General features: G+C 46.3%; 19 protein-coding genes, 1 tRNA gene and 2 pseudogenes. 10 read left to right on the forward strand and 12 right to left on the reverse strand.

Annotation, left to right across the window (positions count from 1 at the left end; translation table 11 throughout):
• Positions 1-16: 16 nt before the first annotated feature.
• The gene (locus tag PKOR_RS20285) at positions 17-1,966 is read right to left on the reverse strand and encodes a PAS domain-containing sensor histidine kinase (protein ID WP_084694858.1); all 1,950 of its coding nucleotides are present in this window, start codon (positions 1,964-1,966) and stop codon (positions 17-19) included.
• Between the two features lie 495 nt (positions 1,967-2,461).
• Here PKOR_RS20285 and PKOR_RS20295 point away from each other — a divergent pair, with 495 nt between their 5' ends.
• The 3 genes and pseudogenes from PKOR_RS20295 (at position 2,462) to PKOR_RS25725 (ending at position 7,432) form a co-directional block, all read left to right on the forward strand.
• The gene (locus tag PKOR_RS20295) at positions 2,462-4,603 is read left to right on the forward strand and encodes a glycoside hydrolase family 97 protein (RefSeq protein ID WP_046313111.1); all 2,142 of its coding nucleotides are present in this window, start codon (positions 2,462-2,464) and stop codon (positions 4,601-4,603) included.
• Positions 4,604-4,975: 372 nt separating this feature from the next.
• Entirely contained in the window at positions 4,976-6,187 is a 1,212-nt protein-coding gene (locus PKOR_RS20300) for an IS110 family RNA-guided transposase (RefSeq protein ID WP_052738940.1), read from the forward strand.
• Between the two features lie 234 nt (positions 6,188-6,421).
• Positions 6,422-7,432 (forward strand): annotated as a pseudogene (locus PKOR_RS25725) (RNA-guided endonuclease InsQ/TnpB family protein).
• A 141-nt stretch (positions 7,433-7,573) separates the two neighbouring features.
• Here the strand turns inward: PKOR_RS25725 and PKOR_RS20310 are convergent.
• Positions 7,574-8,164, reverse strand: coding sequence for a hypothetical protein (locus PKOR_RS20310; protein ID WP_046313112.1), 591 nt, complete (start codon positions 8,162-8,164; stop codon positions 7,574-7,576).
• 113 nt (positions 8,165-8,277) lie between these two features.
• Complete coding sequence (locus PKOR_RS20315) at positions 8,278-9,108, reverse strand: MBL fold metallo-hydrolase (protein ID WP_046313113.1); 831 nt, start codon at positions 9,106-9,108, stop codon at positions 8,278-8,280.
• Positions 9,109-9,327: 219 nt separating this feature from the next.
• Here PKOR_RS20315 and PKOR_RS20320 point away from each other — a divergent pair, with 219 nt between their 5' ends.
• A complete protein-coding gene (locus tag PKOR_RS20320) occupies positions 9,328-10,326 on the forward strand; it encodes a hypothetical protein (protein ID WP_235336888.1) in 999 nt (332 codons plus the stop codon).
• A gap of 73 nt (positions 10,327-10,399) precedes the next feature.
• On the opposite strand, the gene PKOR_RS20325 is transcribed toward PKOR_RS20320, so the two are convergent.
• From PKOR_RS20325 to PKOR_RS20335, 3 genes are all read right to left on the reverse strand, one after another.
• A complete protein-coding gene (locus PKOR_RS20325) occupies positions 10,400-11,116 on the reverse strand; it encodes an SIMPL domain-containing protein (protein ID WP_046314700.1) in 717 nt (238 codons plus the stop codon).
• A 154-nt stretch (positions 11,117-11,270) separates the two neighbouring features.
• Positions 11,271-11,603 carry a hypothetical protein gene (locus tag PKOR_RS20330; protein WP_046313115.1) on the reverse strand — a complete coding sequence of 111 codons (333 nt, stop codon included), beginning with the start codon at positions 11,601-11,603 and terminating at the stop codon, positions 11,271-11,273.
• Between the two features lie 68 nt (positions 11,604-11,671).
• Positions 11,672-11,947 carry a hypothetical protein gene (locus tag PKOR_RS20335; RefSeq protein WP_046313116.1) on the reverse strand — a complete coding sequence of 92 codons (276 nt, stop codon included), beginning with the start codon at positions 11,945-11,947 and terminating at the stop codon, positions 11,672-11,674.
• A 199-nt stretch (positions 11,948-12,146) separates the two neighbouring features.
• Here PKOR_RS20335 and PKOR_RS20340 point away from each other — a divergent pair.
• Positions 12,147-12,218, forward strand: a tRNA-Glu gene (locus tag PKOR_RS20340).
• A 242-nt stretch (positions 12,219-12,460) separates the two neighbouring features.
• Here the strand turns inward: PKOR_RS20340 and PKOR_RS24560 are convergent.
• From PKOR_RS24560 to PKOR_RS25125, 4 genes are all read right to left on the reverse strand, one after another.
• Positions 12,461-12,931 carry a sensor histidine kinase gene (locus PKOR_RS24560; RefSeq protein ID WP_052738985.1) on the reverse strand — a complete coding sequence of 157 codons (471 nt, stop codon included), beginning with the start codon at positions 12,929-12,931 and terminating at the stop codon, positions 12,461-12,463.
• 36 nt (positions 12,932-12,967) lie between these two features.
• Entirely contained in the window at positions 12,968-13,558 is a 591-nt protein-coding gene (locus PKOR_RS24565; protein ID WP_084694861.1) for a PAS domain-containing hybrid sensor histidine kinase/response regulator, read from the reverse strand.
• A gap of 141 nt (positions 13,559-13,699) precedes the next feature.
• Complete coding sequence (locus tag PKOR_RS20350; protein WP_046313118.1) at positions 13,700-14,062, reverse strand: hypothetical protein; 363 nt, start codon at positions 14,060-14,062, stop codon at positions 13,700-13,702.
• A 422-nt stretch (positions 14,063-14,484) separates the two neighbouring features.
• Positions 14,485-14,646 carry a hypothetical protein gene (locus PKOR_RS25125; protein ID WP_158453807.1) on the reverse strand — a complete coding sequence of 54 codons (162 nt, stop codon included), beginning with the start codon at positions 14,644-14,646 and terminating at the stop codon, positions 14,485-14,487.
• A 605-nt stretch (positions 14,647-15,251) separates the two neighbouring features.
• Here PKOR_RS25125 and PKOR_RS23765 point away from each other — a divergent pair.
• Positions 15,252-19,739, forward strand: coding sequence for a PAS domain S-box protein (locus tag PKOR_RS23765; RefSeq protein WP_158453808.1), 4,488 nt, complete (start codon positions 15,252-15,254; stop codon positions 19,737-19,739).
• A gap of 526 nt (positions 19,740-20,265) precedes the next feature.
• Here the strand turns inward: PKOR_RS23765 and PKOR_RS20365 are convergent.
• The gene (locus PKOR_RS20365; RefSeq protein ID WP_046314702.1) at positions 20,266-20,520 is read right to left on the reverse strand and encodes a hypothetical protein; all 255 of its coding nucleotides are present in this window, start codon (positions 20,518-20,520) and stop codon (positions 20,266-20,268) included.
• A 317-nt stretch (positions 20,521-20,837) separates the two neighbouring features.
• On the opposite strand from PKOR_RS20365, the gene PKOR_RS20370 reads away from it, so the two are divergent.
• The 4 genes and pseudogenes from PKOR_RS20370 to PKOR_RS24580 form a co-directional block, all read left to right on the forward strand.
• Positions 20,838-21,887 (forward strand): potassium channel family protein, encoded by a 1,050-nt coding sequence (locus PKOR_RS20370; RefSeq protein WP_046313121.1) that lies wholly within the window; start codon positions 20,838-20,840, stop codon positions 21,885-21,887.
• Between the two features lie 306 nt (positions 21,888-22,193).
• Complete coding sequence (locus PKOR_RS24570) at positions 22,194-22,679, forward strand: transposase (protein ID WP_158453809.1); 486 nt, start codon at positions 22,194-22,196, stop codon at positions 22,677-22,679.
• Entirely contained in the window at positions 22,607-23,083 is a 477-nt protein-coding gene (locus tag PKOR_RS24575) for an IS3 family transposase (RefSeq protein ID WP_084694862.1), read from the forward strand. Before PKOR_RS24570 ends, PKOR_RS24575 begins: the two co-directional genes overlap by 73 nt.
• 59 nt (positions 23,084-23,142) lie before the next feature.
• A pseudogene (locus tag PKOR_RS24580) lies at positions 23,143-23,349 on the forward strand (IS3 family transposase); the annotation flags it as partial.
• Positions 23,350-23,387: 38 nt separating this feature from the next.
• On the opposite strand, the gene PKOR_RS20385 reads toward PKOR_RS24580, so the two are convergent.
• Complete coding sequence (locus PKOR_RS20385; protein WP_046313124.1) at positions 23,388-24,170, reverse strand: alpha/beta fold hydrolase; 783 nt, start codon at positions 24,168-24,170, stop codon at positions 23,388-23,390.
• Between the last annotated feature and the right edge of the window lie 16 nt (positions 24,171-24,186).

Genomic DNA, 24,186 nt, shown 5'->3' on the forward strand with positions numbered 1-24,186 from the left:
CACTTACTTTCAAGTGTTATGAAGCAGTGCTTTCCTGTTTCAGGAAGTATACATTAAACTCAGTTCCTTTGCCTAATTCGCTCTTCACTGTAATCTTATCACCGGAGTTATCTAATATTTTCTTCACCAGGTACAGGCCAATTCCAGAGCCCTCTACGTGGTCGTGCACCCGCTTGAACATCGCGAAAATCTTGTCCAGTTGGTTCTCTGCAATACCTAAGCCGTTGTCTTTTACAGACAGCACACAATCTCCTGTTTCAGAGACAGAAGTTGTTACTACTACCTTTGGCGCCCGCTGAGGGTCTGCGTATTTAATGGCATTAGAAACCAGGTTAAAGATGATGCTGCGAAGGTTCTTGCGTGGGTACCTCAGGTTATCGAAGCCAACCAGGTTCACCTCTATCTCTGCCTTACTAGCAGCAATTACATCACTCAAGCTTTCTTTCACCTCTTCTACCATACCCTGAATATTTACATTCTCAGGGGCCTCCTTCACATGCTGCAGTTTGGTAACATCAGACAGATCGTTGATCACGTTTTTTAACGTGTTTATAGCGCCTCCCATTCTGGACAACAACATCTGGTGCTTTGCAGCATCCGGGCCTAAATCTTCCTCCAAAGCCGATATCAACCCTTCAAGGTTAACAATGGGCGACTTAAGGTCATGCGAGGCTGTATATACAAAGCTGTCCAATTCGTTATTGATACGCATAAGCTCACTATTTCTTCGCATCAACTCCTCATTGCGTCGGTGCTCGGTCATGTCGCGGGTAATTTTAGCGAATCCCAGCAGGCGCTTGTCCAGGTTGTATATGGGTGAGATAACCACGTTGGCCCAAAATGCAGACCCATCTTTGCGTATACGCCAGCCTTCATCCTCAAACTGGCCATTAGCCAAAGCTGTTTTGAGTTCAAACTGTGGGAAGCCGCTGGCTATCGCTTCACGGTTATAAAAGATAGAGAAATGCTTGCCTATAATCTCACTTGCCTTGTATCCCTTTATTCGCTCAGCGCCAGAGTTCCAGCTCATGATAATGCCATCAGGGTTCAGCATCAGGATGGAGTAGTCTTTCACACTGTCGATCAGCAGCCGGCTCTTTTCCTCACTCTCCTTCAGGTCCTCATTAATCCGGAAAAGCTGCTGCTCCAGCTTCTTTCGCTCTGTTAAGTCGCGTGTTATCTTGGAAAAGCCTACAAGTTCTTTTTTTGCATTGTAGATGGGGGCAAGAACAGTGTTGGCCCAGAAAGCTGAACCATCTTTCTTATAACGCCAGCCTTCATCTTCAAAACGTCCATTCTTCGTGGCCTGCTTTAGCTCATAGTCTGGGAAGCCCTGCTGTATTGCCTCTCTGCTATAAAACTTAGCAAAGTACTTACCCAGTATTTCGTGTGCCTCATAGCCCTTCAGCCTCCTGGCCCCTTCATTCCAGCTCGATACATTACCTGCTGGGTCCAGCATAATAATGGCATAGTCATTCACACCATCTATTAGCAGCCTGAATCTTTCCTCACTTTCCTTTAACTCCTCATACGCCTTGTACAGGTCGTCTTCGGCCTTTTTTCGCTCAGACAGGTTCCGGGTAATTTTGGAGTAGCCTATCAGCTTATTCTCTTTATCATATACAGGTGTAATGATAACGTTTGCCCAGAACACGGTACCATCTTTTTTAACGCGCCAGCCTTCTTCCTCATACTTGCCTGCTGCCCTTGCTTCCTTTAGCTCCATGGATGGGTAATCCCGGGCCTTATCAACAGGAGTATAAAACACAGAAAAATGCTTTCCGATGATCTCCTCAGCCTTATACTGCTTTATGGCCTCGGCTCCTGTGTTCCAGGAGATAATATAGCCATTCACATCTAAGAGGAAAATGGCATAATCGGTAATACTGTCGACGAGTAATTTATAATATTTTTCAGCTATCTCTTTGGTAAAGTTAGCTGAAACAACTTCTGACTCTGAACTCATGCTGGTGGTAAAAGTGGCCTTTTTACTTCGATTTTACGCTATAGTGAATAAGGCTGCTACGGATTTTGGTGATAAAAGAATAAGTATTCAAAAAAAATATTCTATCAAAGGCGCCTCATTAGTAAGCAATATACCAATGAAAGAGTTTAGGATGAAACCAAAAATCAAAAAACAGGTGCATTTTTAGGAATATTGTGCAAACCCTTCAGCCATTTTATCGGTAGACTCAGCATCTAATTTTTCGTTTTGTATCAGCCCCGGATTTTAGACGAGAGGCAGCCTTTTCTATGAGCTACGTTGGCTAGAGTCATAACAGCTGTCAAAGCTAAAGTTCTTATATAACACCATTTTTTACGTAATTTGCCCCTGTAACGCACAACCATGCACAGTACCTTCTGAAATTTTCTGGTTTAGTAGGTGCGTGTATAAACGCATACAACAACAAACAATTTATTTTAAACTAACCCACAAAGAAACATGGACCATTACCGACAGATGTTGCGCAGGTTTTCTTTATTCCTGTTCCTCTGTACATTAACCACACTGGTAAATGCCCAGGTTATCACCTCTCCGGACAAAAACCTCGCGATGAAGTTTGAGTTATCGCCAAATGGTGAGCCTACCTATCAGTTAACTTACAAGAAGAAAGCCGTTATTAAGCAAAGTAAACTGGGCATCGAAACAAAAGATGTACCTTCTTTTATGGATGGCTTTACTGTAACGAATACGGAGCAGAAATCAGTGAATGACACCTGGGAGCCAATCATGGGTGAAGAGAAAACTATCCGTAACAACTATAACGAATTGCTGGTGACGCTAGCGCAGGATGAGCCAAAAGGCCGTCATATCCGCATTCGTTTCCGCTTGTTCAACGACGGACTTGGCTTCCGCTATGAGTTTCCGAAGCAGGATGAGCTAAAGTACTTCATCATTAAGGAAGAGCACACGGAGTTTAACCTCACAGGCGACCATAAGATCTTCTGGATCAGAGGCGACTACGACACAAATGAATATGCTTATACTACCTCGCAGATCTCTGAGATTCCGCAGTTGATTGAAAAAGCTACTCACGATGTGCATGCACAGTATCCTATTGATACGCTGTCTGTTCAGACACCGTCTATGATGAAGTCTGCCGATGGACTGTACATCAACATTCATGAGGCTGCTTTGATCAACTACCCTGCCATGCACCTGAACGTTGATCCAAAGAACTTCAGAATGAGTTCACACCTGACTCCGGATGCTGTTGGTAACAAGGGTTACCTGCAAACTGAAGCACAGACTCCTTGGCGTACGATTGTTGTTAGCGACAAAGCTACAGACATACTTGCCTCTCGTCTTATCCTGAACCTGAACGAGCCTACAAGATATGAGGACGTATCATGGATAAAGCCTGTGAAGTACATTGGTGTTTGGTGGGAATACTTTGTGGCAGGCAAGAGCACTTGGGCTTACGGCACTGAAACAAACGTAAAACTGAGCGATGACCCGAACAAGCTTACTCCAAGCGGTCGCCACGGTGCCACTACTGAAAATGTAAAGCGCCACATCGACTTTGCTGCAAAGCATGGTTTTGATGCTGTACTGGTAGAAGGCTGGAACGTTGGCTGGGAAGACTGGTTTGGCAACTGGAAAGAAGAAGTTTTCGACTTTGTAACGCCTTATCCTGATTTTGATGTGAAAGGCCTGCAGCAGTATGCAGAGTCAAAAGGTGTGAAACTTATGATGCACCACGAAACATCAGGTTCTGCCACCAACTATGAGCGCCGTATACACGAGGCTTTCCAGTTTATGCAGGACCATGGCTACAATGCTGTAAAAACAGGCTATGTAGGCAAAATCATCCCTCGCGGAGAGCACCACGACGGCCAGTGGATGGTAAACCACTATATCTACGTAGCCAACACAGCTGCAAAGTATAAGATCATGATCAACAGCCACGAGGCAGTTCGTCCTACAGGCGTGCACCGCACTTTCCCTAACTGGATTGCGCAGGAGTCAGCCCGTGGTACTGAGTTTGAATCTATGGGTGGCCTTGCTCCAGACCATACTACTATTCTGCCGTTTACCCGTTTGATGGGTGGTCCGATGGACTATACACCAGGTATCTTCCAGACCGACCTTTCTTATTACGGTACTGGCAGCAATCAGCGTGTAAACACAACACTGGTAAAGCAGCTGGCTTACTACGTAACGATGTACAGCCCACTACAAATGGCAGCTGATCTTCCAGAAAACTATGAGCGTTTCCCGGATGCATTCCAGTTCATCAAGGATGTTGCCGTAGACTGGGACAACACCTACATCCAGGAAGCTGAGCCAGGCGATTATGTTACCATCGCCCGTAAAGCCAAAGGCAAAAACGAGTGGTACATTGGTGGTGTAACCGATGAGAACGCCCGTACGGCTACAATCAAGTTTGACTACTTGCCAAAAGGCAAAAACTACATCGCTACTATCTACGCCGATGCTAAAGATGCCAGCTGGAACAAGAATCCTCAGAAATATACAATCCGTAAGGTGATTGTTAATTCTAAAAGTGTACTGAAGCAAGCTTTAGCGCCAGGCGGCGGTGTTGCCGTTAGCGTGAAAGAAGGCAGCAAGAATGACATGAAAGGACTGAAAAAGCTGTAATAATTATCAGCTTTTAAGTAAGATAGGGCGCGGTGTAACAAACACTGCGCCCTATTGCTTTATACTAGTCTGAACGACCCATACCAGGCCAATGTGCCTTACGAGAAAATGCCAAAGAAAGCCCTCGCACTCATATCTTTGGCAGTATAAGCGTAAGTTCAATTTTATCAGGCTCTTAAACGTAAGCTAAGAGAAAGGGAAGGAGAAAGCCCTTGCACTAGACACTTTGATGATGTCGCCCCCAAGGAATCCCTTCCCTTTCTCTTCTTCTTAAAAGCCTGGACAGTACCTAGAGGCTGCCCCATCCGCAGGCATGAGTGAGTGTAGGCCCGGAAGATGAATGTTTTTTGTCCACTTAAGCCCCTTTCAGCTATGAAGAATTTACTCTGTCAGAACCTGGGCGTCGATGTGAGCAAAGACGCCCTGGAGGTGGTCCTCTCCACCCTGGACATGGAGCGGCGGGTGAAGGTGAAAGCCTCCCGAAAATTCACCAACACCCCCACAGGCTTCAAGCAGCTGCAGCGCTGGCTGGAGGGCAAGCGCGCAGCGGACGTGGAGCTGCGCCTGCTCATGGAGGCCACGGGCGTGTACTACGAGCAGCTGGCCTGGTTCCTCTACCACGAGGGCTACCAGGTCTCGGTGGTGCTGCCCACCAAGGCCAAGCGCTACCTGCAGGCCCTGGGAAACAAGAGCAAGAACGACAGGATCGATGCCAGGGGCCTGGCGCAGATGGGCCTGGAGCAGCTCCTGGAGCTCTGGCAGCCCTTGTCGAAAAACATCTACCGGCTGCGCCTGCTGACCCGCCAGCTGGAGGACTTCTCCAACCAGCGCACCGTGTGCCTGAACCAGCTCCATGCCCTGCATCACGGTGCGCTGGTGGTCAAGCAGGTAGAGCGAAACCTCCAGAAGCTGGTCGGCACCCTGGACAAGAGCCTCCAGGAGCTGGAGGAGGCTATTGGGGAGCTGCTCTACCAGGATCCGCTGCTGGCTGAGCGGGTGGAGAAGATGCGCTCGGTCAAGGGGGTGGGGCTCAAGACGGTGGCCGTGCTCCTGGCCGAGACCAACGGCTTTGCCACCTTCGAGCGGCAGGGCCAGCTGGTCAGCTACGCCGGCTATGACGTGGTGGAGCACCAGTCGGGCCAGCGCTCGGGCAGAAGCAGAATATCAAAGAAAGGCAACGCCCACATCCGGCGGGCCATGCACCTGCCGGCCTTTACAGTAGTACGTTATAAAGAGCCTGTCTTTACTGCCCTCTACGAGCGGCTCGTGAAAAGGGGCAAGACCAAGATGCAGGCGTATGTGGCCGTGCAGCGCAAGCTGCTGATCCTGCTCTGGACGCTGTGGCGCAAGAATGAAGCCTATGATCCACGTTATGGGCAGCAGCCAGCGGAACCCAAAAATAACATCCAAATCCAGGAGGCCGGAGCCTCTCTTTCAGGTGTCAGCGCAGCTGACAAAGACGCAATAACGCAGGAAACGCAGCCAGAAACAGCAGAAAAAGAAATAGCCCCAGCTCAGGCCAGGGCTACGCAAGATGAACTTCCAGTACCAGTCGGCCCGGGAGCTCTCTTTCAGGTAGAGTGAAGATAAGAAACAGGTAAGAAAAATGCAACAAAAATCCTTGACTTTGAAGACAGTACCTTGGGGCTTTAGCCAAGGGATGAATTTGGTTTTCTTTTTGAACCACTCGATGTGGTGCAGCATCCCTTCACTTTTGTTGGGTTCGATCTTACCCTATGTTCTACCGCCTGCACTTGCCGGCTGTTACCTTTGCTGCAGCAAACATGCCCTGCACCGGGCAAGGCGCCAAAAGCAGCCGTGAACCAGATCAAGACATACCGCTTCCGACTCAAACCCACCAGGGCGCAGGCACAGGCTTTTGCGCAGTGGCTCGGCTCGTGCCGGTATGTCTACAACCTGTGTCTGGACTACAAGAGGCAACTCTACTCGAACCACCAGCTTTCCATCGGCAAGAACCAGATGCAGCAAGAACTTGCAGCCATTGCCAAGGAGGTCGGGTGGATTGGCTGTGTTCACTCACAAACTTTACAGGAAGTAACCGATAGGTTGTTCAAGTCCTACGAAGGCTTCTTCAAGCAGGGCAAGGGATTCCCCAGGTTCGCCAGGCGAGGCCAGTATCGCTCCTTCACCTACAAGCAGGGGGTGAAGCTGCACCAGAACACAAGTACCGTACAACTGCCCAGGACAGGCAAGGTGAAATACCGCAAGTCACAGGATGTGCAGGGGGGTATCAAGACAGCCAGCGTTGTCAAGGAAGCCGATGGGTGGTATGTGACCCTGTGCTGTGAGGTGGAGATAGCACAGCTTCCACCAGTGACAAACGTGTTGGGGCTGGACATGGGTATCAAGTCCTTTGTGGTCACCTCAGACGGTTAGGTGGTGGATAATCCAAAGCACCTGTTCCGCTACCAATACCAGCTAAGGAAAGCACAGCGTTCGGTCAGCAGGAAGAAGAAAGATGGTAGTAACAGGCGCAAGGCTATTCAGAAGCTTGCCAGGCTGCACCTGAAAGTCAGGAATACACGTAAGGATTTCCACCACAAGTTGACAACTCAACTCATTCGCGAAAGCCAAGCGATTGTTGTTGAGAACCTGCAAGTGCAGCATATGCTCAAGAACCATAAGCTTGCTAAATCAATATCGGACGCGGGATGGTATCAGTTCGTGCAGATGTTAGCCTACAAGTCCAAATGGTATGGTCGGGAGTTTCATAGAGTAGCCCCCAACCATACTTCTCAGGACTGCTGGGTATGTGGTTGGCGTAACACCGACCTGCAGCTATCAGACAGGTATTGGACCCAGAGCTAACGGACACGTCCTGGGCAGGGATGTGAACGCAGCTAGTAATATAAGAAATAAGGCGGTCGGGCAGACCGTTTCAGCTTGGGAGATATACGGTCGCAGTAGCCAGGTAGCCCAGGAATCCAACCTGCTTTAGCGGGGGGAATGTCAATCCCGTGACGGATTGATCATGATATGAGCGCCATGTGTGCCTGGATGCATGATCCAGGGCATGGGCGGAGCATCTGGCTTAAGTGGCAGCCCTGTACTCTCGGAGGTAGCGTACGGGATGTATACAACATACCTCAGGTAGCCGTTCTTTACATCACCAGTCGCAGCATTGAATTCGTCAGCTGAGGCAGTGTATACAAATAAGGTAGACGGCTGCTTGGGCATACGCAGTTTTCCGCTCTTCACCTCCTCTTCTCTTGTATCAAAAATTTCTTTTGCACTTTTACCTGCTTTTCTCAGCTCCCGGCCTCGCGCCATAAATGGCTCCAACTCTTTGTGGTAGCACGAAACAGACAGGCCCTCCTGAGCAGGATCATCAGCAAGGCATACTAATTCATTCGTTCCCTTCCGTAACTCTACCACTTTTCCCTGCTGGTTATACCCATACACTGTTGCACTATCTCGCTTTTCTGCCGGAGCCGCCAGAACAGCAGCCTTAATTTGTGACTCCGGAGAAGGAACCTGCCCTTGAGCAAAACTACCAAATGCTATCAAGCTAAAAGAAAGGAAAGTAAATATCTTCTTCATGCCGTTAAGAGTAAAGTTGATACATCCTGTCAGAATATATTTACTTAACGTGCTTGGTTAATTAAGGATGAACTTTATTCGAAAAAAGGTATAGTATGGGCACTGGAAAAGTACTACTCCATAACTGTATCAAACAAGCTGGTTTGCTTGCCTATACTTGCAACTACCTTAGATGGACTGCTACTAATCGTAAAAACCGGCGTCTCTTCGAAGCGAGAGGCAACTACTACTTCTGTACCATCAGCATGAAGGGTAAAGAGCTCCTTCACCAGGTTGGGGCAGTTATTGTCTTTAGAAAGGTGTGAAAGAAGCACATGACTCATAAAGGATGGTTTATACCCTGTAAAGAGCGACAGCGCCTGCCTGTTTGATAAGTGTCCTTTACCTCCCCGGATGCGGTTCTTCAGGTAATATGGATAATGTCCTTTCTCCAGCATGCCCTCATCGTAGTTTGCCTCCAGAAAGACGGCATGGCATTGCTGAAAATGCTCTATCAACTGGTCGCAGGGATAGCCTATGTCTGTAAACACGCCAATTTTTACATTATTGCCTGTTACAACAAAGCTATGCGGATCACGGGCATCGTGTAGCTTCGGGAAGGCAATTACACTCAACTTCCCTACCTGTATAGGCTCATGTGCCTGAAAGTGCAGCACCTGCACCCCTGTAAAATCCAAACGTGCATTATGAAGCGTACCCGAAGTGATGTACACAGGTAGCTTATACTTTCGGGCCAATACCGGAATACCACGGATGTGGTCAGAGTGCTCATGCGAAACAAAGATTGCCTTCACCTTGCTCATGGAAAGCCCTAAACGCTTCATCCGCTTTTCAGTTTCGCGGCAGGAAATACCAGCATCCACAAGCACCGCCTCGCGCTCGTTAGCTATATAATAGCAGTTACCATTGCTTCCTGAATTTAATGACGTGATGGACAGTTGCATAGAGTTACAAAGTAACCACAATTTCTGCTGTTATTCAACCTGTGTTACTGTATAAGTTCTACTCTGCTCTCTTCTGCGGAAATTTTTAGCAACTCGTAGCCAAACAAAGAGCACCTGACCGTGTTAAGCTCCAATAAACAGCCACAGCAGCACCATAAAGGCCGTTTTTCGTAACTCGCTGTAGCTTGTGTATCTTTGTATTCAGAATTGACACAGCTTATGATTGATCTTACTCTATACGACCCGTTCGAGAAAATGCAGTTCACTGATACTAACTGCTTCTTGTGCGGCACCATTATTACCCAAGAACACCGCGCTCCTGTATTTGCAGACTGGCTGCAACAAAAGTATAACCTGAAGAATAAAGAGCTGTTGATGCTCGATAAGAGCGTAACCACTTTCGGGCAGCTAACTTTACCTTGCTGCGACCGTTGCCATACACACTACCTGCTGCCATTGGAGGCGGAGGTGGAGCAAGCTGCTGCAAATGGGATAGAAGGCATGCAAGCTCTCCCGCCACAGCGGCTTTTCCAATGGATAGGCAAGATGTACTACGGCTCGCTGGTTACTGAGCTTATTAAAGAAGCGGATCCGCTGGTAATGCCCGAGTATGCGGTTAGCGAGGATCCCAAGATGCTAGGGAAATTCCGCGCCTTCTTCCAGGTGCTGCAGTCGCTGCGGGTGCCAATGGAGTTCGACGGATTTTTACCGAGCTCGCTTTTTCTGCTCCAGGTTAGCCCAACAGAAGACGAGCTTCCGTTTGAGTACCAGGACGAGCTGACAACTATGGCTTTTAGCATTAAGCTTGGGCCTGTAGCTGTAGTGTGTACTTTATTAGACAATGCAATTATACGGAAGGCGTTCGGCAGGCTATACCAGGTAACAGAAGGAAAAGAATTGCACCCTATACAGCTGGCGGAGTTTAAGGCACGTGTTTTCTACGCCGCTTATATTTTCAATGTAGTACCGGAATATTTTATCCGTCCTATCAAACCGGAAGACGACCACCTGGTGCTGGATACGCTTATTGATGATGTGACGAACGAAATATTTAACCCTTGGGAAATGACGGCTTACGCACACATGTTGGAGGAGATGCTGAAGCCTTGGGGCATTCGGGAGCACCAAATCCTACAGACACCACAACAGCCTATCAGCTTCCTGCTCGACGAACAAAATCAGTTTAAGCCAATGGAGCGCTTTACCAAACTGGTATAAGAACTTAGGAAGTATAAAAAAAGCGGCGACACCATCCATACAGTGGTGCCGCCGCTTTTTTATTTATTAACTTCTACTCTATAATAAAACTTACATCTACAGTAGAGGAAATAACCAGCTCGCCTCCTGAAATAGTTGGTCCACCGGCAGCATCGTAAGCAGCTGACTCCATCATAGCTACTTTATACATAGGTCTAGGTCCTCCCCCATTGCCAGAACTCTCATTGATAGCATATACACGGCCTATTTTAGCACCTAATTCTGAAGTGAGTGAGTTAGCCTTCTCCTTTGCGTTTGCCACTGCCTTTTTCCGGGCCTCTGCTTTATACTTTTCTACATCCGACACCTGGAACTGTATACCGTTAACATGGTTTGCTCCTACCTGGTATAGCCCTGATAGCAGCTCATCAAATTTGTCCAGCTTCTTAACGATAACTGTCATGTTTTTCTGGGCAACATAAAAGTCAGGTGCAGTACGGCCGTACTCTCCGCTGTTATAAATCGGGTTAAGGGTGACGTAAGAAGTTTGGATATGTTTGGCATCCACCCCTTGCTTCTTAAGATAACTGATAATGGCAGCAGCTTTGCTGTCCGTTTCTTTTCGAGCTTCGTTCAGTGTTTTCGCGCGGGTTTCAACTCCTAAATTCACTACCACCTCATTAGGCTGCACACGCACCTCACCGATGCCGCTTACACTTACCAAGGGTGGTAGGGCCTGTCCTTGCTGTGCCTGCACACTGAAGGCGGCCATGATAAACATGATAAACAGCACCAGATTCGTCTTCCTCATAGTTTTAGTTTTAACATTCATACTCAAAGTTATTACTTATATAGCAAACGGCTATATAGTCCTTAATACAAACCTTGTGCCACAAGTGTGGCCAGAAACAAAAAACCCTTAACCAACTTAGGCTAAGGGCTTTTATCTAATTCAAGAAACAGGATTAAGCTTCCTCATATTCATACTCCTCATCAGAGGAGTAACGCGAAACAAGTATAGCTCCTATAGTCAGAGCTCCTGCAGCTAAAATAAGTTGTGTAGTGGTAAAGCGACGGCTAGCTTTCAAAATGATGTGTCCCATATCCTGCATCAGGTCAGGCAGCTTTTCGTGGCGGCCTTGGAATACATGCATAGCAGACTCTACCGTTCTGGACATATCATGCGGATGCAGCATAGAAAGCACATTTCCACCTTCCTGTTTTTTCTGAGAGCTCTTCTGCTCGTTTCCTGTATTGCTATTGTTATTGTTCTGGTTTTGAGAAGTGTTGTTTTCCATAGTTTCAACTATTGTTTTTAGATTAATATAGAATTATACGGGGTAGAGGCCAAAAGTGTATCTTTGTACTAGTGCAGAGGTCTGCCACCATGCTGCACCATCAACTCGTCCATACGCGCCTGCAGCGTGTTTTCGCTTACCATCATACTAGCAGGAAAGCCTACCTGCAGGTCATCCAGCCTGAGCACTTGTGCCTCGGGGTTATAGTCATACTTGCCCGATACACCTTTCTCGCTGAAGCTGCCATTGTTAGAGCTTAATGTAATGCCGTACGTCTGCAGCTTGCTTTTAAGCTGGTCGAACGCCTCTGGTTTTATGCCTTCATATTGTAAGTTCTTAGCCATTCCTGATGTTTTTTCTGTTGATGTAATAGGTTTATACTAACGCAAGAAGAGTCTATTTGTTAGATTTTGCAATTCGCTATAATTGTAGCAAATTTTTCTTTCTGAAAATCAAGCACATCCTTTCCATACCAAAAAAGTTTTCTGACAGGGCATTGCAGTATCAAAAACACCCGCTATATTTGCATCACAATAAACGAACGGCCCGTTCGTCTAGGGGTTAGGACGCCAGATTTTCATTCTGGTAACAGGGGTTCGATTCCCCTACGGGCTACTCGAAAGGCCTCCAGTATAAACTGGAGGCCTTTTTTCTTTTGCTTCGGACACTAAAGCTAATATCCTCGCGCCTGTCAATTTTCTATTCATACCTTAAGCGCCCTTCAAAACTTCGTTTGTTGAGACAGCTTATTCAGGCTAGACAGGGGTTGTTTGAATTTTGGTCGTCTATGTGGTGTCTATGCGAACTGTTAGTTCTCGAGGTTTTTCGGTGCTGAGAGAAACAATTGACATGGGGTGCTACTGTTTCGGAATCTGGACAAAGAAACGAGTTCCTTTGTTCTCCTCACTCTCAAACCAGATCTTACCCTGGTGCCACTCCACGATGGTCTTGATGATAGACATGCCCAGACCTACCGATGGTTCTCCCTTGATGCCGGGCCGGCGGGCGTTGGTGAACTTGTCAAACAGGGTGGCATGGTACTTTTGTGGTATCCCTACGCCCGTATCCTCCACCCGGACCAGGAGGCTCTCATCCTGTTCTTCCAGGGCAAGCGTAATTTTGCCTCCGTCAGGGGTAAACTTAATGGCGTTCGAGATCAGATTGTTCACCACCTGCATAAATTTGGTATCGTCCAAGCTGACGTACACCTTATCACAGGAAGTAACAAAGCTAAACGTCTTGCCCGTCATGGATTGGGCCTGCTGGTACTCCTGCATTAATTCCTGCAGCGCCTGTACCAGGTCTATCCGCCGCTTGATAAGCTCCACATTGGCAGATTCGAGGAACTCCTGCCGGATGAATTCCTAGATCAGGTGCATGCCCTGCGTACTGCTCTTCTCAATCAGGTGGATTATCTTCTGGACCCTGGCCTGATTGCCATCGGGTTTTACGTCCTGGGTCAGTAACTTCGACAGGCTCTGGATCATGGCCAGCGGTCCGGCCAGGTCATGGGAGAGGATGTTGAGGATCGAGTTCTTCTTATCGGAGTACTTCTTGAGCGTGTCGTTGTACTGCCTTTCCGCAGTAACGTCTTCGGCGTAGCCAGTTAGTAGGTGCTCATTCTCCAGCAGGACGAGTCTGACGCACACCCACCGCTCGCTGCGGTCCCGCAACACGATCCGGAACATCAGGTCTTTTAAAATCACCCCCTCCAGCAGCTCCTGGTAGACTTCTTTCACATGCTGCCTATCTTCTGGATGTATCATCCGCATAAGGAATCGAGGATCTCCCAAAGAACTTTTGCGCGTTCTATGCCAGACCTTCTCAAAGGCAGCATTCAGATACGAAAAGGGGTGGGAAGTCAGATCATAGGCGAATACGACCATTGGCGAGTGTTCTGCCAGGGGAGTAAGGAAACGGGTGGAGTAACCAGATGTAGGTGATACTGAGGACATGGTACAGCGGAAACGCTGTTATCCCTTAGGCCGTTTCGGATATAAGGGTAACGGCTTACCGTACTTAAAACGTTCACCAGACACAACCATCCCTGCTGTATAGGTAATTTGTTGCTTTAAAATTAGCAGTTTTGATCGTGCCTAAAGAGGCAGGCCTCTGGATGCGAACTCTACAACTTTCGTCAGCCTTCTTAACTCCATTGCCTTCGCTGACCCTGGGAAGGCATCCAGCAAATCTTCTATCCGGGAAGCTACCACATCATACTCCTGCGGCGTCTGTATCAGGTTGACTTCCGTTGAACCTCTGCAGTACTTCACTAAAAAAGCTCCGGGTTCTAAATGCGCAACAGCAACCCGATAAGCTTCCTGGCTGGTTACATAAGGCCCCCAGGTTTGCGTGCCGCACAAAACGATGAAGGCATTCGGGTACTGGGCAGACAAAGCCTGCTGATTGGCAAAATAATTTGCAATGGCCTCATTTAAAAGGGCGTCGGGAGTTTGCATCCTAAAACAGTTACAAGCTGCAAAAAGGAGAATCCCTTTTTTGCAAAGACTATCTGTTTCACGAGCGGAGGGATTCGGCTAGGAATATAAAGCAGGGTCAATAAATAGAATTAAATCAATATACATATTTCAGAGGAAATAAATTCGGCAGACAGGCATCTTCAAGTATTAGCTCTTACAAAGCCTGCGTCTGCATCCTGCATCAACAAAGCCTACCTCAAGGAATATAAAGCACCTGTAAGAAAGAACTGATTCTTTACCCTAGTAAAGTACCCAAGACTCTACTAGTGTTTAATAAAATTATATAGACCTGTCGAGAGAGGGTGCTTATAACTTTTTGGCTAAATCGCCTTGAGCCAGGTTATCTTGAACAAAGGTATAGTGTACCTCTCTGCTTAATGAATGTTCTGAAGAACACATGCTTATTCTCCAACTTTGGGCACCTTATCAATCTCACCATCACCTCCAGATGAATTGCGTTTAACTTTCTTGGCCGCAGCTTTAAGCAACTCCTGATGTTCTTTCCTTTCCTTGAATTCTTTTTGGCGCTGCTTCTTTTGTTGGTCTCTTGATCTGGTACTCATCGTTTCACTTGATTTGATTGCAACTAATTTTTAGACCTTGCTAAGCCTTAACATCTATTATATTCTTAAATATACGCTTAAACAAAAATTAATTCTTCCTTCACTGGGATAATAGGATGAATGGAGCCCTTCTTGATTAGGCTAGGTTAATCAACTGTTTAAGATGAAAAACACCTGATATGATCAAACACTCAAGGCTCCACTAAACCTTTAAAATCTGAAAATATCGCCTTCAACACAGAATTGTCAAGTTGTAGGCTGAAATTCAAGGCCCTCATTCATTATCTATTCTGCAAAATGTTAAGGGATGTTTTATTTCTTATCTATATTAGAATTCAAACAGCGACAGAAACAGATCCTTTCTCTATGATGATATCTAATTTTTGTGGTGTTGCCAGGGGCTTGTTAACAGATAGTTTCCAAGACTTCTGTAAGTTTACATTAACCTTTATCAAAGATAAATTGACCGCTTCCGGTATGGCAAAATAATAACAATAACAAAGGATATTTTTCTACGTAAGGCTATCTATTTGTCAGTATAGGTAGATTCTGAATACAGGTAATTCGCTTCAACATACTTAATGAGCTCCTTTAAAGACCCTTCAATGAATTTCCTCTCTGGTGGCGGAGAGATGGGTGAACGCATTCGAACATACAACTGGTCTGAAACCTCTCTCGGACCAATAGAAAGCTGGCCACAAAGCCTGCGCACAAGCCTTAGCCTTATACTTACTTCCTATTACCCGCTATTTTTCTGGTGGGGCGAAGATTACATACAGTTTTACAATGATGCCTACATTCCGGTATTGGGTGCAAAGCATCCAAAATCTTTAGGACAGGTGGGTCAGGAATGCTGGCCGGAAGCGTGGCATTTAGTAGAGCCTATGATCAAGCAGGTTAAGCAAGGTGAGTCAACATTCAACAAAGACACCATGCTTCCCCTGCAGAGAAAGGGCTATGCCGAAGAGTGTTACTTTGATTTTGCTTATAGCCCTATCCGTAACGAATCGGGTGACGTGGCGGGAATTTTTGCCGCTGTTTCTGAAACAACAGATAAGGTTATAAATGAGAGAAGGTTGGGTGTGCTAACTGCACTTGGCATGCATATGCTGGAGGCAAAAAGTATACAGGAAGCATGCCATGTTCCCCTGAAGGTCCTGTCTGAGAGACCAACCGATATTCCTTATGCGCTCATTTATTTGAAAGAAGGTGATGATTATAAGCTGGCCAGTAGCTACGGACTTGAAGCATATGCGCATGCACGTCCAGAATTGATCAGCGACCAAACTTTAAATGAGCATAGCACCTCAAATTGGAACCTGCATAAAGTGATGGAAACAAGGCAGCCTTATCTGGAAGAAGGGCTAACAGCAAAGTTTGGTAACCTTCCCGGTGGTTCATGGCCAGCCCCCTCTCATACTGCCTTGTTACTGCCGCTACAACTCCCGACGCAGCAAGAACCTATAGGCGTTTTCATAGCAGGTATAAGCCCAGGGAAAGCTTATGATGACGCTTATTCTAGATTTCTGAAGTTAGTTTCCGGCCACATTGAAAATGCCCTCACCAATGGAAAGACCTATGAAGAAGAGCGGCTTCGCATGAAAAAGCTGATGCAGCTGGACCAGGATAAAACAAACTTCTTCAGCAATGTAAGTCATGAGTTCAGAACTCCTCTGACGCTCATGCTCGGCCCCTTACAGGAAGTTCTTGAAGGTACTGCTGGCTCCTTGCCAGAAACAGAACGGAAGCAACTGACAATGGTTTACCAGAACGGACAGCGCCTGCTTAAACTTGTGAACACGCTACTCGACTTCTCCAGATTAGAAGCAAAGCGTGCGCAGGTAGTTTTTGAACCGACTGACCTATGTTCTTTAACAAAGCAGCTTGCAAGTGCTTTTGAACCTACCATCGAGAGAGCCGGCCTGAAATATGCAATAGACTGCTCTTCGTTGTCAGAACCTGTGTATGTAGATACTGATATGTGGGAGAAGATTGTGCTGAACCTCATCTCCAACGCTTTCAAGTTTACACTAGAGGGTCATATCACAATTGAGCTTAAGGAAACTGAGACACATGCAGTATTGACGGTTCAGGATACAGGTGTTGGAGTTCCGCAGGAGGAGTTGCCAAACCTCTTCCTAAAGTTTCACAGGGTGCAGAACACCCGCTCCCGCTCTCATGAAGGCACGGGGATTGGACTCGCACTGGCGAAGGAGTTAGTAGAGCTTCATAAAGGAACAATTGATGTGGAAAGCACCGAAGGAATGGGCACCACTTTCAGGATAAATATTCCCAAAGGAACTGCGCATTTGGATGAGCAGAGCATATCTGCAGCAAGACATGGTAACTCAAAAGCGATTAGAGCAGAGGCCTACGTCAACGAGGCATCTATATGGGGCCAGCATGATCCGGACACCGAAACCATACTGAAGGTAAAAACAGCAGTACCGCAGCAGGACTTGCAACCGGATAAGGACACCCGTATCTTACTTGTTGATGACAATCCGGACCTGCTTAACTACCTAAAGCGAATCCTGAGTGCTTACTGGCATGTAGAGACCGCAAAAGATGGAGCAGAAGCCCTTGCTGCTGCCAGACACGAAGTTCCCGATCTGATTTTAAGCGATGTCATGATGCCCAACATGAATGGCTTTGAGCTTCTGGCTCAAGTCCGCGAAGATTCTGGTCTAAGAGACATACCAGTTATACTGCTCTCAGCAAGGGCTGGAGAAGAGGCTACTGTTGAGGGCTTGGAAAAAGGCGCTAATGATTACCTGGTAAAGCCATTTTCAACGTCTGAACTTATTGCGCGGGTCAGGACTCAGCTTGATATTAGGCGTACCAGAAAAGACAACCTGCTGTTAAAACAGGCAGAAGATGAATTAAACAAATTCAAAGTACTGAGTGACAATGCATTCGATGCCCTTATCTTGATGCGTGAAGATGGCACTTTCGCTTACTTGAACGATCTGGCACTGAAACGTTGGGGCTACACTCAAGAGGAAGCACTAACAATTAGAGTACCTGATGTTGACCCCATTTACCAGGAAGAGAAGTTCAATGAAGTATTTGCACTGGCACAGAAGCAGAACATCCCTCCGTTCGAGACGCTGCATAAGCGCAAAGATGGCACCATCTACCCTGTAGAGGTAAGCATGGGCGGGATCACATTGGATGGCAAGCCGCATATGTTTGCAATAGCCCGGGACATCACAGAGCGGAAACTAGCTGAGCATGCCCTCGCAGAGAGTGAAGAGCATTTCAGCAGTATCTTCAACCAAACTTCGGTGGGGATAGCTGAAACAGACCTGACAGGTAAATTTGTGCTGGTGAATGATCGCTACTGTCAGATGGTAGGGCGCTCCAAGGAAGATCTGTACCAGATGCGGATGCAGGATATCAGCCATCAGGAAGACCTTGCAAAAAATCTGGTCCTGTACAAGAAAGCGGTAAAAGAAAGTGTCCCTTTTGAATTGGAGAAGCGCTACGTTAAACCGGATGGATCAGAAATCTGGGTTAAAAATAACGTCTCATTGATCAAAGATGCTAATGGTAATCCTAAGTATATAGTGGCAATCAGTCAGGATATTACCAAGCATAAACTGGCTGAGATAGCTCTTCAGGAAAGCGAAGAACGCTTTCGTGTGATGGCAGACGCAGCTCCTATCATCATCTGGATGGGAAATACCAAAGGCGAAAATATCTACTTTAACCCCGCATGGACAAAACTGACAGGAAGGAAATTTGAGGAAGACACCGATTATGGTTGGGAACAGATCATTCATCCGGATGATGTTGCTCATACTTGGGAGGTGTACAGTAATGCCTTGCAAACTGTTAAGCCATTCGAATTTGAATTCCGTGTGCGTCGATATGATGGAGCGTATCGTGTACTCCATTGCCAGGGTTCACCTCGCCTAAGCACCTTAGGAAACTTCCTTGGTTTTGTTGGTATCTGTGATGACATCACAGAGCGAAAGCAGGCTGCGGAAGCTCTTGTAAGAAGCGAAGAGCATTTCCGAACCTTTGCCAATAATATTCAGAACCTGGCATGGATGGCTGCTCCCGATGGCTTAACCTTCTGGTACAATCAACGCTGGTACGACTATACCGGTACTTCCTTTGAGGAGATGCAAGCCTGGGGTTGGCAAAATGTTGTTCATCCTGATCACCTGGCTTCTGTATATGAGCGTGTAACAGAAGCCGGCCAAATGGGAGAAGGCTGGGAGCTAACCATTCAGATAAAAGGTGCAGATGGCCAGTACCGTTGGTTTCTTACCCGTGCTCAAGCCGTAAAAGACGCAGATGGCACATTTCTGCGCTGGATTGGTACTAACACTGATATTCAGGAGCAGAAAACCGCAGAAGAAGAGCTTAAAAGGAAGAACGCAGAGCTTCAGAAAATAAACAATGACTTGGATAACTTCATTTATACAGCATCCCATGACCTGAAGGCACCAATTACAAATATAGAGGGATTGGTGGATGTACTTGTTGAAGACATGCCATCTGAAAATGCGGTTAACCCAGATCTGGAAAAAGTTATTTCTATGATGAAGGGTTCTATCAATCGTTTTAAGAATACCATTCATGACCTGACTGATCTTTCCAGGCTGCAGCGGAAAGAAGAAGATGATATAAGCCTTGTCAATTTTTCGGAGATCTTTGAAGAGGTGAGCCTTGACCTTGAAAAAATAACCAAGGACACAGGCGCACAATTTGAGATAGACTTCAGTGAATATCCTGCAATCCGATTCTCTAAGAAAAACCTGAGAAGTGTTTTATATAATCTTGTATCAAATGCGATAAAATATCACTCACCAGAGCGTACTCCTTTTATTAAGGTTTCCTCCGGAATGAAACAGAACGGCTGTGTACTCACTGTTGAGGATAATGGCTTGGGCATGGATGTTTCACAGAAAGAAAAGATATTCTCTATGTTCAAGCGCCTGCACGACCACGTGGAAGGAAGTGGCATAGGCTTATATATTGTGAAACGGATTGTAGAGAACAGTGGAGGCGAAATTGAGGTAGAAAGTAAAGTAGGAAAGGGAAGCACTTTCAAAGTATATCTGAACTGTAGGCAGGTTTAACACCATACTAAAACAAGTCCAACTCTGGATCTCGGAGTGGGGCTTGTTTTAGTATGTTTTGGTTAGGCTAGTCTTCTAATCTCATAGTTAAGCCGCGCTCCCTCCTCCTTTACTTGCATGTTAGTTTTTATCGTCAGGGCAACACTTCTAGAACCTCGCAGATTCGCCTCAGTGGCAGCACCGCCATCGCCTATATAGTCAGCAGTTATGATTGTTAATTAGTAGCGCCACATGAACAAGAGAATACCTTCCCCTCTGCCTGTAGGTACTTCTTCAAAACCACTAAATCTATTTAGCATGGGATTTAATCAATTGACCTTCCGGGCTTATAGAAAAGCCGCTACATTTAAGATGGAGCGGCTTCCTTTAATTCGTCTTAGTCAATCTATAGTATTACAAGTCTGTATTGTTAAGTCAAAACTGGAGTGGCTCTCAAAGGTTATACTCCAAGGCTTCCTGCTATTCTATTTGCTGCAATTACTGCTCCTTCCCAAAGCTAAGTAATGGCACAAACTACAACCAGGGCTTACTCTGATAACTGTTCTATAAGCGCACGCTTAGCCTCTCGTTCTACATTGATTGTATCAGCTGAGCGTATCTTTGTTGTTAACCAATCAACTCCAGTATGTCTCTGCAATTCCTTATCAGCTATGTTTTGCAGGGAATCCAATGCCATGTTAGTGCCGGTTTCAACAATATTTTCAAAAGCTCCCTGTACTCCATTTCTTTCAGAGCAAGAGGCGGCAAATAAAACTATTGCAACGTATAATATCTTCTTCATTTTTTTATCGTCTTCATTAAAACTTATTCTGAACCTCATCAAGACTATTCAATCATATATCTATTGTGAAGCACAATGATCAATGCTTTGGTTTTATTCAGTCTTCATAGGTTAGCTTTAGGCCAACTTATGCCACAAGGCTGCTTCAAGATTAGATCTTTGATAAACTGGTGAAATACCAATTAATTTTAACTCCCACAGCCTAATCAGCAACAAGAATAATGTGGTCTTTTTTAAAGGTACACCATTTCTTGTCCAAAAACTAAGCCGCTTTTCATATTTCGATTTCACACTATGTTTTGTACTTTGCTATCAGAATGAATATCAAAAAGCCTTATCTGCTCATATTACTGTTATTGTTGTTCACAGTACTCAGTAACATCTTACTCATTCATTTTGAAGCCTCTGCCCCCGACAGCTCTATTAGGAGCATAGAGGATGCTATGTGGTATACTTTTGTAACCTTAACGACGGTAGGTTACGGCGACTATTTTCCTGTAACGCCAGGAGGCAGAGCCATTGGGTATCTTTATATTTTCTCAAGTCTTGGCGTTCTGGGATTTTTGATCAGCACGATTTCAAACAAAATCTTAAATACTTTGGAAGAAAGAAGATTAGGCTTTCACGGCACAGACTTCACCGGTCATGTCCTTTTTGTAGGCTGGAGCGATTTTAGTCGTCTTGTTGCTGATGAGGTGTACTACAGCAAGAAAAAAATTGCTATCATAACTGACCGCAAAGACGACGTAGACCTGATTTACTCAAAGTATAGTAAAGAACAGGTGTTTGTCTTATTTAATGAGTTCAGCAATTTCGAGGCACTAGAGAAAGTAAATGCCAATAAGGCGGCCACACTCTTTATCAGCTTTGATGATGACTCTGAAGCACTGTTGTATGTTATCAACTTCAAAAAGCTGTACCCTAATCCGGAGATTGTGGTAAACCTGCATAAGCTACAGCTAAAGGAAACCTTTAAGGCTGCCGGTGTAACTTATGTCATCACAAAAAATGAGATTGCCTCCAAGCTTGTGGCAAGTTATATCTTTGAACCGGATGTAGCAGATATGAATTTGGACCTGCTAAGTTCTTCACGCACTGAGGAAGATTTTGACGTACATGAATACAAAATACTACCTGAAACCACTTTTGTAAATAGAGATAGTGAGGAGGTTTTCCATGAGCTTAAATCAAACTTTAATACGGTTATGCTTGGCCTGAGCAAGATGAAAGAAAACCAAAGAGTGCTGATCAAGAACCCTCCTGCGGGAACCCCTGTTGAAGAGGGTGACTATATAATTGTAATGAGCAATGGGCAGGCAAAGGATGCCTTACGAAAAGTATTCAAGACAGTAGAAGGCAAGTTTTAAAAAACCTTTAGCAGGGCAAAAATTTTCAAGGCAGCTAAGGAATTAAAAAGCTTAACGAAAGACTGGCGTAAAACTTCCTAAAATATTTGGGCACTAGGATTTTGAGTTTTATACTTTAGACTTCAATCACTCCTCCTGCACATACTTTCTTAAGCCACCCGACCTATGTGGCTGTATTTCGTTCATTTATACTATGAACCAATGCAAAGCCTCTAGTCAACACTGGAGGCTTTGCATTGAACTTGCTACCTTTGACTGGAGGCTTCTTAGTGGGCCGCATCACTGAAATGTTTACATTTGATGATCATGGAAAAAAGAGAGTATGACGCCTCCTTCAAACGGATGGCCATCGACCTGACCTATGCCAGGGGATCAGTAAAAGAGGTAGCTTTGGAACTGGGCATTGATCCTGGTCGGCTGAGCAAATGGCGCCAGAAGGAAGGTACCCCCGTACGCTTTGCCGAAGGTTTGACAGAGGAGCAAAAGGAGATCAAGCGGCTACAGAAGGAACTGAAGGAGGCGCAGCTGGAGCGTGATATCCTAAAAAAGGCCATCAGCATCTTCTGGAAAGGGAGACGGGCGGTATTCGGATTCATAAAAGAGCACCGAAACCAGTATCCCGTTGAGAAGATGTGCAGCGTGCTGAAGGTGGGCGTCAGCGGGTTTTATTATTGGCTTAAACACCCCAGAGCCAACGGGCGCTCAAGGAGGCGCAACTGGTGGGGCACATCCGGCAGGTACATGCCCAGAGCAAGGGCCGCTACGGCAGCCCCAGGATCAGTTTTGAGCTAAAGGAGCAGGGCATCAAAGCCTCCCGTCCCCGCATCGCCAGGCTGATGCAAAAACATCAGATTCAGAGCATTGTACGGATAAAACACCGGGTCAACACCACCGACTCCAACCATAGCCTCACCCTGGCAGAAAACCACCTGAACCGGGATTTTACCGCAGCCAGACCGGGCCAGAAGTGGGTGTCGGATCTAACCTACATCAAAACTGAAGAGGGCTGGATCTACCTAACCGCAGTGCTCGATCTGGCCGACCGAAAGGTGGTGGGCTGGGCTTTGAGTGAGACCATGGAGGCGGAAGCGACTACGGTGGCTGCCTTCCGGATGGCGCTGAGCAACAAGGCCTTGAGCGGGGGCTTGCTCTTCCACTCTGACCGGGGCGCGGGAGTACGCCTGTCGTGCCTTTAGAGAGCAGCTGGAGGGAATGCCCGTGCTGCAGAGCATGAGCCGCAAGGGCAACTGCTCTCGACAACGCGGTAGCTGAGAGCTTCTTTAAAACCATGAAGACCGAAATGGTTTACCACCACAAGTTCACCACCAGGCAAGAGGCCAGGCTGGCCGTGTTCGAGTACATCGAGGGCTTCTATAACCGGAAGCGAAGGCACTCAGCACTAGGGTACCTGACCCCGTGCCAGGTCGAAGAAGAATTATACCAACAAAAGAGCGCTGCCTGAGAAAAAGCCTCCAGTAAAACATTGCAATTCCAATTTCGTCAAGTCAGTTGATTGATAAACTCCACAGACTTACCTATTACCTGTTCGGGACTTTCTTTGTGGGGTGTATGACCAACATTCGGAATGATGAATTTTTCTGCCCTTCCGTTTACCTGACTGATTGTTTGCTCTACTTGATCTAGGGTGCCATACTCATCTGCATCACCCTGTATGAATAAAAGCGGGCAAATGATACCTGGTAAATAATGCTCAATACTCCAGTCCCTGAAGTCACTTCGTGTCCAGGTTTCTGTCCAGGCTCTGAACATAGTATCTACTTTGTCGCCATGGTACTTTGCCAGTCGGTCAGGTAGGTTCGTTGTTTTAAAAGCTTCCATCGCGTCATAAATACCTCTTACTGTTTCGTCCTCCACAAAAATGTGCGCTGCTTCACATATCACGGCCTTCACTCTTGCTGAAAATTTGCTTGCTGTAATCAAAGCAATGGAGCCACCGTCGCTGTGCCCAAATAAGATGGCATCCTCAACAGCTAAGGTAGTGAGCAGTTCATGCAGCACGTCTGCTTCCAATTCCAGATAATTGGTTGGTCTATCAGACGCAGGCATTGCAGCTGACTTGCCATACCCTAAGCGGTCATAGACCAGCACATTGCATTCTGTTGCCTTGCCAAGCTTGTGTGGCAGGTCTCGCCATAGTTGAGCACAACCTAAGGAGTCGTGCAGAAACACAAGGGTCGGGCGGTTCTCATATTCCTTCCGGTAGTTTACATAAATAGCTTTTCCTTGCACATTTATCAAAGTGCTAATGTGATCCGGTATCATAAATGACTATAGCTTA

The organism is Pontibacter korlensis, from assembly GCF_000973725.1.
Taxonomy (GTDB): domain Bacteria; phylum Bacteroidota; class Bacteroidia; order Cytophagales; family Hymenobacteraceae; genus Pontibacter; species Pontibacter korlensis.

Excerpts from the sequence above, each read along its gene's own strand:
- PKOR_RS20310 (WP_046313112.1), bottom strand. The coding sequence starts at position 8,164 with ATGAAGAAGATATTTACTTTCCTTTCTTTTAGCTTGATAGCATTTGGT.
- PKOR_RS24565 (WP_084694861.1), bottom strand. The coding sequence starts at position 13,558 with ATGTCCTCAGTATCACCTACATCTGGTTACTCCACCCGTTTCCTTACT.
- PKOR_RS23765 (WP_158453808.1), top strand. The coding sequence starts at position 15,252 with ATGAATTTCCTCTCTGGTGGCGGAGAGATGGGTGAACGCATTCGAACA.
- PKOR_RS20385 (WP_046313124.1), bottom strand. The coding sequence starts at position 24,170 with ATGATACCGGATCACATTAGCACTTTGATAAATGTGCAAGGAAAAGCT.
- PKOR_RS20325 (WP_046314700.1), bottom strand. The coding sequence starts at position 11,116 with ATGAGGAAGACGAATCTGGTGCTGTTTATCATGTTTATCATGGCCGCC.
- PKOR_RS20300 (WP_052738940.1), top strand. The coding sequence starts at position 4,976 with ATGAAGAATTTACTCTGTCAGAACCTGGGCGTCGATGTGAGCAAAGAC.
- PKOR_RS20370 (WP_046313121.1), top strand. The coding sequence starts at position 20,838 with ATGAATATCAAAAAGCCTTATCTGCTCATATTACTGTTATTGTTGTTC.
- PKOR_RS20330 (WP_046313115.1), bottom strand. The coding sequence starts at position 11,603 with ATGGAAAACAACACTTCTCAAAACCAGAACAATAACAATAGCAATACA.
- PKOR_RS20295 (WP_046313111.1), top strand. The coding sequence starts at position 2,462 with ATGTTGCGCAGGTTTTCTTTATTCCTGTTCCTCTGTACATTAACCACA.
- PKOR_RS20315 (WP_046313113.1), bottom strand. The coding sequence starts at position 9,108 with ATGCAACTGTCCATCACGTCATTAAATTCAGGAAGCAATGGTAACTGC.
- PKOR_RS24570 (WP_158453809.1), top strand. The coding sequence starts at position 22,194 with ATGGAAAAAAGAGAGTATGACGCCTCCTTCAAACGGATGGCCATCGAC.
- PKOR_RS20285 (WP_084694858.1), bottom strand. The coding sequence starts at position 1,966 with ATGAGTTCAGAGTCAGAAGTTGTTTCAGCTAACTTTACCAAAGAGATA.
- PKOR_RS20350 (WP_046313118.1), bottom strand. The coding sequence starts at position 14,062 with ATGCAAACTCCCGACGCCCTTTTAAATGAGGCCATTGCAAATTATTTT.
- PKOR_RS20320 (WP_235336888.1), top strand. The coding sequence starts at position 9,328 with ATGATTGATCTTACTCTATACGACCCGTTCGAGAAAATGCAGTTCACT.
- PKOR_RS20335 (WP_046313116.1), bottom strand. The coding sequence starts at position 11,947 with ATGGCTAAGAACTTACAATATGAAGGCATAAAACCAGAGGCGTTCGAC.
- PKOR_RS25125 (WP_158453807.1), bottom strand. The coding sequence starts at position 14,646 with ATGAGTACCAGATCAAGAGACCAACAAAAGAAGCAGCGCCAAAAAGAA.
- PKOR_RS20365 (WP_046314702.1), bottom strand. The coding sequence starts at position 20,520 with ATGAAGAAGATATTATACGTTGCAATAGTTTTATTTGCCGCCTCTTGC.